Source organism: Nocardiopsis endophytica (genome assembly GCF_027706725.1).
GTDB classification, from domain to species: Bacteria; Actinomycetota; Actinomycetes; order Streptosporangiales; family Streptosporangiaceae; genus Nocardiopsis_A; species Nocardiopsis_A endophytica.
This window is the reverse complement of sequence record NZ_JAQFWQ010000028.1, coordinates 31,124-43,766: the sequence shown is the minus strand read 5'-3', so window position 1 is coordinate 43,766 and position 12,643 is coordinate 31,124. Positions and strand designations below refer to the sequence as shown.

Below are 12,643 nucleotides of genomic sequence, written 5' to 3'. Positions count from 1 at the left end.
ATGTCACAGCCACGGCTCTTCGGCGGACGCTACGAGCTCGACGCCCTCATCGGGCGCGGCGGCATGGCGGAGGTCCACCGCGCGCGCGACCTGCGCCTGGACCGGCTGGTGGCGGTGAAGACGCTCCGCGCCGACCTGGCGCGCGACCACACGTTCCAGGAGCGCTTCCGGCGCGAGGCGCAGTCGGCGGCGTCGCTGAACCACCCGTCGATCATCGCGGTCTACGACACCGGCGAGGACATGGTGGACGGCGTCCCGCTGCCGTTCATCGTGATGGAGTACGTCGACGGCCGCACCCTGAAGGAGATCCTCGACGACGGCCGGAAGCTGCTTCCGGAGCGGTGCGCCGAGATCACCGGGGGCATCCTGCGGGCGCTGGAGTACAGCCACCGCAACGGCATCGTGCACCGGGACATCAAGCCCGCGAACGTGATGCTCACCAAGCAGGCCGAGGTCAAGGTGATGGACTTCGGCATCGCGCGGGCGATGAACGACAACCAGGCCACCATGACCCAGGCGTCCCAGGTCATCGGCACGGCCCAGTACCTGTCCCCGGAGCAGGCCCGCGGTGAGCGGGTGGACGCCCGCAGCGACATCTACTCCACCGGGTGCGTGCTCTACGAGCTGCTCACCGGCGGCCCGCCGTTCACCGGCGACTCCCCGGTCTCCATCGCCTACCAGCACGTGCGCGAGGACCCGGTGCCGCCGGCCGACGTCGACCCGGAGATCCCGGAGTGGCTGGACGCCGTGGTGCTGCGCTCCATGGCCAAGGACCGGGACGAGCGGTACCAGAGCGCCGAGGAGATGCGCCAGGACCTGGAGCGGGGCCTCCAGGGCATGCAGCCCGCGCCCAGCACCATGGCCATGGGCGCGGCCGGGTCCACCACGGCGCTGCCGCCCGTGGACGAGGACCGCGGGTACGACCGCTACGACGACGACTACGACCGCCGCGACGGCAAGGGCGGCAAGGCGGCCCTGTGGACCGTGCTGGTGCTCGCGCTGATCGCCGCGGCGGCGCTGGTGGGCTTCCTGCTCTTCATGAACAACGGGAACGACGGCGGCGGGGGCGGCGATACGCCCGACACCATCAGCGTTCCCGACGTCTCGGGCTCCTCCTTCGACGACGCCGAGCAGACGCTCCGGGACGAGGGCTTCACCGGGGACATCTCCCAGGAGGCCGAGCCCAGCGAGGACTTCGACGAGGACCAGGTCACCCGGACGGACCCCGAGGCGGGTGAGGACGTCGCCGCGGACGACGCCATCACGGTGTACGTGTCGTCGGGCCCCGAGGCGGTGCAGGTGCCGAACCTGGAGGGGATGGCCGAGGACACGGCCCGGCAGACGCTGCAGGACAACGGCCTGTCCGTCGGGCAGGTCAGCCGCGAGGAGTCCGACCAGTACGAGGAGGGGGTCGTCATCCGCTCCTCGCCGGGGTCGGGCGAGGACGCCGCGCCGGGCAGCGCGGTGGACCTGGTGGTGTCCGAGGGCTCCGGGCAGGTGCAGGTGCCCGACCTGAGCGGGCGCACCCAGCAGGAGGCCGCCCAGCTGCTCTCCGACGAGGGCCTGAACAGCTCGTTCCAGCAGGCCGACAGCGACGAGGCCGAGCCCGGGCGGGTGATCGCCCAGGATCCGGCCGCCGGCGAGGAGGTCGCCCCGGGGACCCTGGTGACCGTCACCATCGCGCGTGAGCCGCAGAGCCCTCCGCCCGACGGGGACGACGGCCAGAACGGCGGCGGCCAGGACGGAAACGACGGGGGCCAGGACGGCGGCGACGGCCAGGGGGACGAGGCCGGCTGGGACGTCCCGGCGTGGGGCCGCAGGGAGTGACCCGGGCGTACACTGGACCCCGCAACGCGCCCGTTCCGGCCGATTGGTAATTGGAGCAGCGACCGTGCCCAAGTCCCGCAACGATCGCAAGAGTAAGGCCAAGAAGGCCGTCTACACGCCTCCCGCGGAGGCGGTAAAGCCCAAGATCAGCCCCCGCTGGCTGGTGCCGACCATGCTCACGTTCGGCATCGCCGGCGTGCTGTGGATCGCCACCTACTACATCGCCGGCGTGGACGGGAAGATCCCGTTCATGGCCGATCTGGGCAACTGGAACCTGGCCATCGGCTTCGGCGGGATCATCATCTGCGTCATCTTGTCCACACGCTGGCATTGACCCCGTTTCCCCTGCTCACTGGGGGGAATCGGACGTTTGTCCACAACCCGGCACGGTTCTGTCCACATGGTTGTCCACAGGCTGTGGGTAGGTGTGTTCGACTCGCGGCGGCGGCGCTGCGGGCCCCGGGGTGTGCCCGCCCGCCGGTCCGCCCCCCACACGGCGAAGGGGCGGGACCCGCGTCCCGCCCCTCACCGTTCCGGTCCGCTCAGGCGGCCCCGAACGCGCCGATCAGCGCCACCGCGCTCGCGACCGCCACGGCCGCGATGAGCAGCGCCCAGCCGGCGGCGACCAGCAGGTGGACCGCCCCCGGTCCGGAGCCGCTCCCCGGCCGCCCTTGGCCGCCCCGGGGCAGGTAGCCGAACCCGGCGCCCAGCGCCAGGCCGGTCAGCAGCCCGCCCACGTGGGCGGTCCAGGCGATGTTCAGCCCCGGCAGGAACGTGATCACCAGGTTCACCGCCAGGAGGAGCAGCACGAACCGGGTGTCCAGGCCGAGCCGCCGGCCCAGCACCAGCACCGCGCCGAAGAGCCCGAACACCGCGCCCGAGGCGCCCACCGACAGCTGCGGTACCAGGGTGCCGGTCGCCAGCCCCGTCACCGCGGTCACCAGCACGGTGACCGCCGAGCCGCCGAGGGCGCTGAGCAGCCACAGGGCCGCGTACCGCACGTGCCCCAGCCAGGCCTCCAGCTGGCGCCCGACCACGAAGAGCGCGAACGCGTTGAAGGCCAGGTGCATGACCCCGCCGTGCAGGAAGGCGGCGGTGATCATCCGGTACCACTCGCCGCCGAAGACCGCGGCGAGCGCGTTCATCCCGAACGCGCCGGTGATGCTCCAGTCCACCGTCTGCAGGAGGTACCCGGCCGCCATCAGCCCGAGGAACGTCCAGGTGGCGTACGGGGCCGTGGTCGGGCGCCCGCCGAAGACCGTGCGCGGGGCGCGTACCCTGCGGTTCGCCTCCGCCACGCACTCGGGGCACTGGTGGCCCACCGAGGCGTCGTTCATGCAGTCCGGGCAGATGCGCCGCTCGCAGCGGGTACAGGTGATGCGGGCCGGGCGGTCCGGGTGCCGGTAGCACACCGGAGCCGCGCCCGGCCCGGAGGAAGGGGTGGGGTGTGCGGCCATTGCGGGCCTAGCGCTCGATCTGGACGGACTCGATCGTGACGTCCTCCAGCGGGCGGTCCTGCGGGTTGGTGGCGACCTCGGAGATGGCCTGGACGATCTCGGCGCCCTCGGCGACCTCGCCGAAGATGGTGTGCCGACCGTTCAGCCAGTCCGGGGTTCCCACGGTGATGAAGAACTGCGAGCCGTTGGTGTTCGGCCCTGCGTTGGCCATCGCCAGCAGGTAGGGGCGGTCGAACTTCAGGTCGTCGCGGAACTCGTCCTTGAACTTGTACCCGGGGCCGCCACGGCCGTTGCCCAGCGGGTCGCCGCCCTGGATCATGAAGTTCTCGATGACCCGGTGGAAGATGGTGCCGTCGTAGAGCCTGCCGTTGCTGGGCCTGCCCGTGGTGGGGTCGACCCACTGCTTGGTGCCCTCGGCGAGCCCGATGAAGTTCTCGACCGTCTCCGGGGCCTCGTCCGCGAAGAGCGTGACGACGATCGTCCCCTTGTTGGTGTTCAGCCGCGCCTTGGGCCGGCCGTTGACGTCGGTCACCCGCGTCCCTTTCCATTGCCGTTGCTTACGCCCCCACCGTACCGGGCCCAGGGCGGGCGTCCCGAAGCCTTCGCCCATGGGCCCCGCGCGGCCGCCGCCCCCTGCCCGCCGCGCCGCCCGGGCTGCCGCCCCGGCGCGGAACGCCCGGGCGACCTGCGACGTCAGAGGAGGGAGCGGAGGGAGCGGAATGCGTGTTGAACACCCGGTGTCGGCCTTAGGACACCTATGTTGATATAACGCGCGTATAACGCCCGCTCAGCCCTCATCCCGGCGAAGGGGTGATCGCCGGTGTGAGCGGCAAGACCCCGCCCGGGCGCATGGAAACCGGTGCGAGCGGGCAGGGGGTTGTCCACATCCTTCGGAGAAAGGGAGTTCACCGTGGCCATCCAGATGAAGCGTCGCAAGGCGGAGGTGGACGCGGAGGCGGCGATGGCGCGTCTTCAGGAGCTCGCCCGGGAGCAGAGGGAGCGTCTGGGCCCCTACGCCGACCAGGCGAGGGCGGGTGCCGAACGCGGCCTGCTGCGCGCCCGCGGGTGGACCGCGCCGCGCCTGGAGTCCGCCGCACTGCGGGTCGAGGACACCGTCGCCCCGCGCGTGGCCGACCTGCTCACGACCGCCGCCCAGCGGGTGGAGCCGAACCGGACCCGCCGCGGGCTGATCGCGGCCCGCCACAGCGGCCGCCGCGTGCCCAAGGCCGTGGTGTTCGCGGGGGTGGCCGCGCTCGGCGCCGCCGCGGTGTACGGCGCCATCCGGCTGCGCAAGGCCGCCCAGGACGCCGAGTGGCAGGAGAACCTGGACCAGGCCCGCGAGCAGGTCCGCGAGACCCGCGAGCAGCTCCAGTCCAAGGCCCGCGAGGCCAAGGAGGCCGCCAAGGCCAAGACCGGGGAGGTCGCGGGCGTCGGCGCCGGCCCCGAGGCCGACGGCGCCGCGAAGAAGTAGGACGGGCCGTGGGTCCGGGCCGACGGGGGCCGCCGCACCGGTAGCGTGCGGCGGCCCCCGTCATGTCGGGACGGCGCCGACGAAGCCCGGGCCATCGGCCCATGCGGCAGCGCCGTCCGGCGCGCGGGTGGTCGCCGCGGTGGGCGGCGACGGAGTGAAAGGGGCGATTCCCCGGCCCTGCCCGCCAGTGCCGGGTCACTCGCGGTCCGGGTGGGCGCCTCGGGCGGCCAGGGCCATACGGAGTGGCGGTTCCACCACCTGATCACCTCTGAGGCGATCCTTTCACCACACCGGATACCCCACTTCGCATATCCGCCCGCCATGCCCGGTATGCGCCGCCCGTCGGCCCGGTGCACCCCCTCCCCCTGCCTCCCGCCGTCGGCGTGATCCGGGACTCTCTCGTCGGCCCTTCACAGTAGACAGACCTGTCTGTCTATACTCCTCCCATGACGACCGCACCCACCACCGCCCCGTCCGCCACGAGCGGGGCTCCGCCCATCGGGTCCCTTCGGCTCGCCGCGTCCGGAATGGCGCTCATCGCCGTCACCTACGGCATCGCCCGCTTCGCCTACGGCCTCTTCGTGCCCGCCTTCCGGGAGGAGTTCGGGCTCGGGGCCGCGGCGGCCGGGCTCATCGCCTCCGGGAGTTATGCCGCCTACTGCGCCGCGATCGCCGCCTCCATGCTCCTGTCAGGCCGTTTCGCCCCGCGCCGGGTCGCCGTCGCCGCCGGGGCCCTGGCCACCACGGGCACCACCCTGGTCGCGGTCGCCCCCTCGCCCTCCATCCTCGCCCTCGGCTTCCTCATCGGGGGCGCGAGCACCGGTCTCGCCTCCCCGCCCCTGGCCGAGGCCGTCGCCCACCGGGTCTCCCCCTCCCTCAGGGACCGCGTGCAGAACGTCGTCAACGCCGGAACGGGGGTCGGCGTGGCCGTGTCGGGGCCGGTCGCCCTGCTCGTCGGCGCCCAGTGGCGCCCGGCCTGGCTCGCCTTCGCCGTGCTGGCCCTGGCCGCCACACTGTGGGCCGCTCGAACGGTTCCGCCGGGGCCCACGCGGCCCGGGGGACCCGCCGGGGCGGGAGGGACTCGGTCGGTCCTCGCGGGCCTGCTGCCCGCACCGCTCCTGCGCCCAGGGGCCGGCCGCATGCTCACCGCCGCAGCCGCCATGGGCGGGGCCGCGTCGGCCGTGTGGACCTTCGGACGCGAGCTCGCCGTGGCCGAGGCCGGGCTGGGGCCCACCGCCTCGGTCGCCATGTGGATCGTCCTGGGTGCGGCCGGGACCCTCGGGGCGTTCACCGGCGAGCTCGCCTCCCGGGTGGGCCTCCGGCGTGCGTGGGCCCTGGCCATGCCCGCCCTCGCCGCCGCCACCGCCGCGCCGGCGCTGGCCCCCGTTCTCGCCCCCGCGGCGGCCGCCCCGGCCGCGTTCGCCGCGGCCGCCCTGTTCGGCGCCGTGTACACCGCGCTCACCGGGCTGCTGCTCCTGTGGGGCACCCGCCTGTACCCGGACGCCCCCTCGTTCGGGGTGGGGGCGGCCTTCTTGATGATCGCCGCCGGTCAGACCGCCGGGGCGCCGCTGGCCGGGCTGGCCGCCGACACGTGGTCGCTCACCGCCGCGTTCGCGCTCGCGGCCGTCGCCGCCGCACTCGGCGCCCTCATCCGTCCGCGGGCCGGTGCGCGGCGATGAGCGCCTCCGCCGCGCCGCGCGCCGCCCCCATCGCCCGGGCGCGGCCGTCCACGACGGCGGCGACGGTCGCCCCCTCGAACACGGTGAAGAGCTGCTCGGCGAGGGCCCCGGCGTCGCTCACACCGAGGTCGGCCGACAGGTCGCCCAGGTAGGAGCGCATCCACCGCTTGTGGTCGGCGATGACGGCCCGCCCCGGGTGCCCGGGGTCGGGCAGCTCCGCGGCGGCGTTGACGAAGGCGCACCCGCGGTACGCCTCGACCTCGCCCTCCAGCCAGGCATCGAGGGTGTCGAGCACTGCCGCGATCCGCTCGTTCGGGCCGGTCCGGTCCTCGACGGCAGCGGTGAGGCGCTCCCGCCACCGGCGGTCGCGCCTACGCAGGTAGGCCGCTACGAGTTCGTCCTTGGAGCCGTAGTGCTTGTACAGGGTCATCTTCGCCACGCCCGACCGGGCGATGACGGTGTCGACGCCGGTGGCACCGATCCCGTGCTCGTAGAACAGTTCGGAGGCCGTGTCCAGGATCCGTTGCGCCGCCGGGCTCTGCGCCCGCCGCTCATCGGCCGCGTCCTCGGCCGCCTCCGCCGTCGGCGCGTGCACACTCATCGGCCGTCCCCCTCGTCCGTCCCCGTCCGGCCCAGGCGGCCCATCCGCCCCGTTCGGCACCGTTCCGGGACCGCCCCTTGACTATACAGACCCGTCTATTCATCATTCGTGTACAGACAAGTCTGTCTATTTCGATGGACACCGATCCGCAAGGGAGACCGCGATGGATCCGCTCGCCCGCCCCCTCCGGCGCCTGGCCGCCGCATTCGTCCGGTTCCACCGCGACCTCGACCGCGGCCTGGCGCTCCTGCACTCCGCCGACGCGCCGGCGCCCCCGGCACGCCGCGCCCCGGCCCATCTGGCCGGTCCGTGGGGCTCCCGGGTCAGCCGTCCTTGACCGGGCGCCAGGTGAGCGGGTACCTCCACCGGCCGCCCATCAGCGCCACCAGCCCGGCGACCGCCGGGAGGAAGAGCCACCCCATCAGCATCAGCGTGGCCGCGAGCGCGGGGATCACCAGGAAGAACAGCCCGAACCCGATGATCGACCCGACCACCACGGTGAGCTGGTAGTTCAGCGCCTCCATCGCGTGGCGGCGCACGAAGGGCGAGGTGTTCCCGCGCAGCAGCAGGACCAGCAGCGGCCCGACGGGGAGCATCAGGTACCCGGACGCGTGCGCGGCACCCGCCCAGACCTTGTCCTCTCCGGAGGGCGGGGCCTCGGGGGCCGCGGGCGCCTGCGGCATGTGCGGCGCCGCCGCTGCGGAGGAGCCGGGCACCGCCAGATCGCGGAAGAGCGGCTCCAGATCCGCGGGGAACTTGGCCTTCATCGCCACGGAGAGGCGCTCGTCGAGCTCCTCCTCGTCCAGGCGGCCGTCGGCGTAGGCCTCCTGCAGGCGCTCGGCCGCCTGGTCGCGGTCGGCGTGGGTGAGCCGGACCTGGGGGACCTGGCCCGGACGCGGGATCGGATCATGCACGGCCACGTTCACTCCATCCGCTCGCCGGACCGCCCCTGCCCTTCCATCCTGCCCGCGCCGGATCGCGGGCCGCATCGGGGATGGCCCTGAGACGACCCTGAAGCGGCCGGGGCCCACGGCCCCGAACGGGGGACGGGAGGCGGTCCCGTCCTTCAGAGTATCCACGGACACCGCCCCCCGCCACGCCGGGCACGCCTCACGCGGGCGCGGGCTCCAGCAGGACGAAGTCGGCCCCGGCCGCGTCGGTGCACACGGACAGGCGGCCCACGCCGGGGGCGTCGTCGGGCCCCATCAGCACGCTCCCCCCGGCGGGCTCGACCGCCGACGTCGCGGCGGCGCAGTCGTCGACCTGGAACACCGGGTGCCAGTCGGCGTCGCCCCCGGTGAGCGGCAGGTTCTCGGCGGGCATCTCCATCATGCCGCCGTGCATCCGCTCGGGCCCGGCGCCGGCCGGGGTGAGCAGCGTGTAGGTGCCTCCGCCGCCGGGCAGCTCGGTGTCCTCGAAGGACCAACCGAAGACCTGGTCGTAGAAGGCCCGCGCACCGGCCGCGTCGGTGGTCCACAGCTCGGCCCAGTTGAGGGCGCCGTGGGTGTCGGCCGCCTCGAAGCCCGGGAAGGACTTGGGCTGCCACACCGCGAACATCCCGCCCTGGGGGTCGCTGAACTGCGCCATCGCGCCGAAGCCCATGACCTCCATGGGAGCGGCCCGGACCGTGCCGCCCGCCTTCTCGACCGCCGCCGCGGTCGCCTCGGCGTCGGGCACCGAGTAGTAGACCATCCAGGCGGGACGGCCGTCGTCCTCGCCGAGCGGGCCGACCGCGCCGATGGTCCGGCCGCCGGACTTGAAGAACGTGTAGCCGCCGGCGTCGGGGCCGGCCGACTCGGCCTCCCAGCCGAGGACCGACCGGTAGAAGCGGGCGGCGGCGTCCGTGTCGGGCGCCCCGAGGTCGACCCAGCACGGGGATCCGGTCAGGAAGTCGGTGGTGATCATGGCGTGTTTCCTTCGCCGTCGGATCGGTGACCGGTGATTCCGGACTCTTCGAGTGTGACCCCCGCCACCGACAATCTCGCTCTACGGACGGCAAAGCCCGGCGACCGGCCGCCGAACCCCTGGTACATGGGCCGTCCGCACCCGCGCGACCAGGGGTGCGTCACGCCGACCCCCATATGACGCCACTCCGGTGCTTGACATGACGTCACTCGTGACGTCATAGTGGTGGCATGGATTTGACGCCGTATGTCGACGACCTCCGCCGCCAGCTCCTGGCGGCCGCCGAAGCCGGGGGCGAGGACACCCGGGTGATCGCCGAGCGCCTGAGCGCGGCCCTGGACCCGGCCGCACGCCTGGCCCTGCTGGACGCCCTGTCCTCGGCCGCCGACGAGATCACCCGCGACGTCGCCCCCGGCTCGGTCGAGGTGCGGCTGCGCGGCGGGCAGGCCGACTTCATCGTGACGCCGCCCCCCTCCGACCCTGCCCCCACGGGCGACGCCGCCCCGGCGGCACCGCGACACCACGGTGACGTCACCCCCGAGCCCGCCGCCGCGCCGCCGCCGGAGGCCGACGACGGCGGCACCTCGCGCATCACCCTGCGCCTGCCCGACCGCCTCAAGCCGCGGGTCGAGGAGGCCGCCCGCCTCGAAGGCCTCTCGGTCAACGCCTGGCTGGTCCGCGCCGTCGGCGCCGCCCTCGACCCGGGCGCCCGGGGCACCGACCGCAACGCCGGCCGCCGGGTGGGCCGCGGCTACACCGGCTGGGTCCGCTGACCCGGCCGGTCGGCCCGCCCCCGCCCGGCGCCGCCGGGCACCGACAACCGAACCCACCGCACGCCTTCGGCCAGCGAAGGCGCCCACCACCGCCAGACGGGGAGACTGTCATGCCCGAATTCGCCACGCCCGAGCCGATCACCGCCGACATCGACATCGTCGCCGGAGGCGTCCTGGTCAACGCCACCGACCGCACCGACACCGTCGTCGAGGTCCGCCCCCGCGACCCGGGCAAGGACGCCGACGTCCGCGCCGCCGAGCGCGTCCAGGTCGACTACGGCAACGGCCGCCTCACGGTCGCCTCGCAGAAGGCCTCGGCCGTGGGCCGCATGCTCCAGAAGGGCATGGTCGACGTGACCGTCGAGCTGCCCGCCGAGTCGCACATCGTCGCCGCCTCCGGGTACGGCAACATCCGGTGCGAGGGGCACGTGGGCTCGACCCGGATCACGGCCAACTCCAGCAACATCGCCGTCGACCGCGCGACCGGGACCTCCGAGCTCACGACCTCCAACGGCTGGATCCGCGCCCAGACGGTCGACGGGTCGGCGACGGTCAAGAGCACCAACGGCTCGATCACCCTCGGGACGGTCACCGGACCGCTCCGCATGGCCACCTCCCACGGCGACCTCAGCGCCGAGCGCGCGCTGGACTCGGTCGAGGCCCGCACGCCCTACGGCGTCATCCGGGTCGGCGAGGTCGTCCGCGGGGCGGTGAACCTCCAGGCCAACTACGGGGAGGTGGAGGTCGGCATCCGCGAGGGCACCGCCGCCTGGCTGGACGTCGACTCCAAGCACGGCACCGTGCACACCTCCCTGGACGCCGCCGAAGGCCCGGAGGCCTCGGAGGAGACGGTCGAGGTGTACGCCAGGTCCGCCTACGGCGACGTGGTCGTCCGCCGCGCCTGACCCCGGCGCCCCGGCCGCTCCGCACCGCCGGGACGGCCGGGCCCCGGGGCACGCACCTCCCCTCCCGCCTCCGGCACCGGGGCCGACGGCCCCACCGCCACGACACACATCGGATCACCGGATCAATCGTGCCCCGCGCACGGAAGAGAGGCCGACATGACACCATCCCCCGCCCGAACGGCCGTCGCGGCCGCCGGGCTGCGCAAGTCCTACGGCGACCAGACCGTGCTCGACGGCATCGACCTGGACATCCCCGCCGGGACCGTGTATTCGCTTCTGGGCCCGAACGGCGCCGGAAAGACCACCATGGTCAAGATCCTCACCACGCTCATCGGCGCCGACGAGGGCCGGATGCGCATCCTCGGCCACGACCCCGTGCGCGAGCCCGACGCGGTGCGCGCCGGGATCGGCGTCACCGGCCAGTACTCGGCGGTCGACGGCCTGCTCACCGGCGAGGAGAACCTGCGCCTGATGGCCGACCTGCACCGGCTGGGCCGCCGCGCCGGGCGCAGGCGCGGCGCCGAGCTGCTGGAGCGGTTCGACCTGACCGACGCCGCCCGCAAACCGGCGGCCGCCTACTCCGGGGGCATGCGCCGCCGCCTCGACCTGGCCATGAGCCTGGTCGGCGACCCGCGCCTGCTCTTCCTCGACGAGCCCACCACCGGACTGGACCCGCGCAGCCGCCGCGGCCTGTGGGACATCATCCGCGGCCTGGTCGCCGACGGGGTCACCGTCTTCCTCACCACCCAGTACCTGGAGGAGGCGGACCGGCTGGCCGACCGGATCGCGGTGCTCGACCGCGGCGTCATCGCGGCCGAGGGCACCGCCGACGAGCTCAAGCGGCGCGTCGCCGGAGGGCACGTGCGGCTGCGCTTCGACACCGCGGCCGGCCTCGACGACGCCGCCCGCCTCCTCGGCGGCCGCCGCGACGACGAGGCCCTGGCCCTCCAGGTGCCCGGCGACACCGGGGTCACCGGGCTGCGGTCGCTGCTGGCCCGCCTCGACGACGCGGGCATCGCGGTCGAGGAGCTGTCGGTGCACACGCCCGACCTCGACGACGTCTTCCTCGCCCTCACCGGGCACGGCGCCGGCGACGGCGCCGGCACGCAGAACCCCCCCGTCCACGCCCAGCGAAAGGCGGCCTAGCCATGACCGCGCTCACCCACGCCCTCGGCGACTCGGCGACGATGGTCCGCCGCCAGGTCAAACACATGTGGCGGTACCCGTCCGTGACGCTGATGCTCATCGGGATGCCGATCCTCATGCTGCTGCTGTTCGTCTACGTCTTCGGCGACGCCATGGGGACCGGACTGGGCGGCGACTCCGGCGGCCGGGCCGCCTACCTGGACTACATCGTCCCCGGCATCCTGCTGATGACGATGGCGACCACCGCGCAGGGCACCGCCATCTCGGTGGCGATGGACATGTCCGAGGGCATCGTCGCCCGCTTCCGCACCATGGCGATCGCCCGGGTGTCCGTGCTGACCGGGCACGTCGTCGGGAGCCTCATCCAGGCGCTGTTCGCCGTCACCGTCGTCACCGGGGTGGCGGTGCTGCTCGGGTTCCGGCCCTCCGCCGGCCCCGGGGAGTGGCTCGCCGCCGTCGGGCTGGTGCTCGTCGTCTCCTTCGCGCTGACCTGGCTGACGGTGGCGCTCGGCATCGCGTCCGGGAGTGTGGAGAACGCGAGCAACGTGCCCATGCCGCTGATGTTCCTGCCCTTCCTGGGCAGCGGGTTCGTGCCGACCGACACGCTCCCGTCGGGGCTGCGGTGGTTCGCCGAGTACCAGCCCTTCACGCCGATCATCGAGACCCTGCGGGGGCTGCTGATGGGCACGGGGATCCAGGACAGCGCCCCGCTCGCGCTCGGCTGGTGCGCCGCCATCGCCTTGGCCTCCTACCTGTGGGCGAAGCGGCTGTACAACCGCGACCCCTCGGTGTAGCGGTCGGGCCGCCTCCACGAGCGCGGCGGCCGCCCCGCCCCCTCCCGGGCCGGGCGGCCGCCGCCGCGTGCGCACGGGTCCGCCC

The 12,643-nt window shown here is 73.9% G+C and carries 14 protein-coding genes; 9 read left to right on the top strand and 5 right to left on the bottom strand.

Annotated features, from left to right (window positions below; genetic code table 11):
* The gene (pknB, locus tag O4J56_RS12105; protein WP_270685832.1) at nt 1-1,827 is read left to right on the top strand and encodes a Stk1 family PASTA domain-containing Ser/Thr kinase; all 1,827 of its coding nucleotides are present in this window, start codon (nt 1-3) and stop codon (nt 1,825-1,827) included.
* 64 nt (nt 1,828-1,891) lie between these two features.
* Nucleotides 1,892-2,161 (top strand): cell division protein CrgA, encoded by a 270-nt coding sequence (locus O4J56_RS12100; RefSeq protein WP_270685831.1) that lies wholly within the window; start codon nt 1,892-1,894, stop codon nt 2,159-2,161.
* A 208-nt stretch (nt 2,162-2,369) separates the two neighbouring features.
* Here the strand turns inward: O4J56_RS12100 and O4J56_RS12095 are convergent, their stop codons facing one another.
* Together O4J56_RS12095 and O4J56_RS12090 are read right to left on the bottom strand one after the other, a co-directional pair.
* A complete protein-coding gene (locus O4J56_RS12095) occupies nt 2,370-3,284 on the bottom strand; it encodes a rhomboid family intramembrane serine protease (protein ID WP_270685830.1) in 915 nt (304 codons plus the stop codon).
* 7 nt (nt 3,285-3,291) lie between these two features.
* Nucleotides 3,292-3,816, bottom strand: coding sequence for a peptidylprolyl isomerase (locus tag O4J56_RS12090; RefSeq protein WP_270685829.1), 525 nt, complete (start codon nt 3,814-3,816; stop codon nt 3,292-3,294).
* A 378-nt stretch (nt 3,817-4,194) separates the two neighbouring features.
* On the opposite strand from O4J56_RS12090, the gene O4J56_RS12085 reads away from it, so the two are divergent.
* Together O4J56_RS12085 and O4J56_RS12080 are read left to right on the top strand one after the other, a co-directional pair.
* A complete protein-coding gene (locus tag O4J56_RS12085) occupies nt 4,195-4,755 on the top strand; it encodes a hypothetical protein (RefSeq protein WP_270685828.1) in 561 nt (186 codons plus the stop codon).
* Nucleotides 4,756-5,201: 446 nt separating this feature from the next.
* Nucleotides 5,202-6,434, top strand: a complete 1,233-nt coding sequence (locus O4J56_RS12080) for an MFS transporter (RefSeq protein ID WP_270685827.1) — start codon at nt 5,202-5,204, stop codon at nt 6,432-6,434.
* Here the strand turns inward: O4J56_RS12080 and O4J56_RS12075 are convergent.
* Nucleotides 6,403-7,035, bottom strand: a complete 633-nt coding sequence (locus O4J56_RS12075) for a TetR/AcrR family transcriptional regulator (RefSeq protein WP_270685826.1) — start codon at nt 7,033-7,035, stop codon at nt 6,403-6,405. The two genes, O4J56_RS12080 and O4J56_RS12075, sit on opposite strands and share 32 nt — an antisense overlap.
* 163 nt (nt 7,036-7,198) lie before the next feature.
* On the opposite strand from O4J56_RS12075, the gene O4J56_RS12070 reads away from it, so the two are divergent.
* Nucleotides 7,199-7,372 carry a hypothetical protein gene (locus tag O4J56_RS12070; protein WP_270685825.1) on the top strand — a complete coding sequence of 58 codons (174 nt, stop codon included), beginning with the start codon at nt 7,199-7,201 and terminating at the stop codon, nt 7,370-7,372.
* Here O4J56_RS12070 and O4J56_RS12065 read toward each other — a convergent pair.
* Together O4J56_RS12065 and O4J56_RS12060 are read right to left on the bottom strand one after the other, a co-directional pair.
* Nucleotides 7,359-7,955: a DUF1707 and DUF4870 domain-containing protein gene (locus O4J56_RS12065; protein WP_270685824.1), complete on the bottom strand. Its 597-nt coding sequence runs from the start codon at nt 7,953-7,955 to the stop codon at nt 7,359-7,361. The two genes, O4J56_RS12070 and O4J56_RS12065, sit on opposite strands and share 14 nt — an antisense overlap.
* A 190-nt stretch (nt 7,956-8,145) precedes the next feature.
* The gene (locus O4J56_RS12060) at nt 8,146-8,940 is read right to left on the bottom strand and encodes a VOC family protein (protein WP_270685823.1); all 795 of its coding nucleotides are present in this window, start codon (nt 8,938-8,940) and stop codon (nt 8,146-8,148) included.
* Nucleotides 8,941-9,170: 230 nt separating this feature from the next.
* Between O4J56_RS12060 and O4J56_RS12055 the strand changes: the two genes are divergently transcribed.
* The 4 genes from O4J56_RS12055 to O4J56_RS12040 all read left to right on the top strand — a co-directional run bounded on the left by O4J56_RS12055 (nt 9,171) and on the right by O4J56_RS12040 (nt 12,558).
* The gene (locus tag O4J56_RS12055; RefSeq protein WP_270685822.1) at nt 9,171-9,713 is read left to right on the top strand and encodes a histidine kinase; all 543 of its coding nucleotides are present in this window, start codon (nt 9,171-9,173) and stop codon (nt 9,711-9,713) included.
* Between the two features lie 110 nt (nt 9,714-9,823).
* Complete coding sequence (locus tag O4J56_RS12050; RefSeq protein WP_270685821.1) at nt 9,824-10,618, top strand: DUF4097 family beta strand repeat-containing protein; 795 nt, start codon at nt 9,824-9,826, stop codon at nt 10,616-10,618.
* 156 nt (nt 10,619-10,774) lie between these two features.
* Nucleotides 10,775-11,764: an ATP-binding cassette domain-containing protein gene (locus O4J56_RS12045; protein ID WP_270685820.1), complete on the top strand. Its 990-nt coding sequence runs from the start codon at nt 10,775-10,777 to the stop codon at nt 11,762-11,764.
* A 2-nt stretch (nt 11,765-11,766) separates the two neighbouring features.
* The gene (locus O4J56_RS12040) at nt 11,767-12,558 is read left to right on the top strand and encodes an ABC transporter permease (protein ID WP_270685819.1); all 792 of its coding nucleotides are present in this window, start codon (nt 11,767-11,769) and stop codon (nt 12,556-12,558) included.
* Nucleotides 12,559-12,643 lie beyond the last annotated feature (85 nt).

What these genes read in the sequence shown, in the direction of transcription:
- pknB (WP_270685832.1), top strand. Translation starts at nt 1, where the DNA reads ATGTCACAGCCACGGCTCTTCGGCGGACGCTACGAGCTCGACGCCCTC.
- O4J56_RS12095 (WP_270685830.1), bottom strand. Translation starts at nt 3,284, where the DNA reads ATGGCCGCACACCCCACCCCTTCCTCCGGGCCGGGCGCGGCTCCGGTG.
- O4J56_RS12080 (WP_270685827.1), top strand. Translation starts at nt 5,202, where the DNA reads ATGACGACCGCACCCACCACCGCCCCGTCCGCCACGAGCGGGGCTCCG.
- O4J56_RS12075 (WP_270685826.1), bottom strand. Translation starts at nt 7,035, where the DNA reads ATGAGTGTGCACGCGCCGACGGCGGAGGCGGCCGAGGACGCGGCCGAT.
- O4J56_RS12070 (WP_270685825.1), top strand. Translation starts at nt 7,199, where the DNA reads ATGGATCCGCTCGCCCGCCCCCTCCGGCGCCTGGCCGCCGCATTCGTC.
- O4J56_RS12060 (WP_270685823.1), bottom strand. Translation starts at nt 8,940, where the DNA reads ATGATCACCACCGACTTCCTGACCGGATCCCCGTGCTGGGTCGACCTC.
- O4J56_RS12055 (WP_270685822.1), top strand. Translation starts at nt 9,171, where the DNA reads ATGGATTTGACGCCGTATGTCGACGACCTCCGCCGCCAGCTCCTGGCG.
- O4J56_RS12050 (WP_270685821.1), top strand. Translation starts at nt 9,824, where the DNA reads ATGCCCGAATTCGCCACGCCCGAGCCGATCACCGCCGACATCGACATC.
- O4J56_RS12045 (WP_270685820.1), top strand. Translation starts at nt 10,775, where the DNA reads ATGACACCATCCCCCGCCCGAACGGCCGTCGCGGCCGCCGGGCTGCGC.
- O4J56_RS12040 (WP_270685819.1), top strand. Translation starts at nt 11,767, where the DNA reads ATGACCGCGCTCACCCACGCCCTCGGCGACTCGGCGACGATGGTCCGC.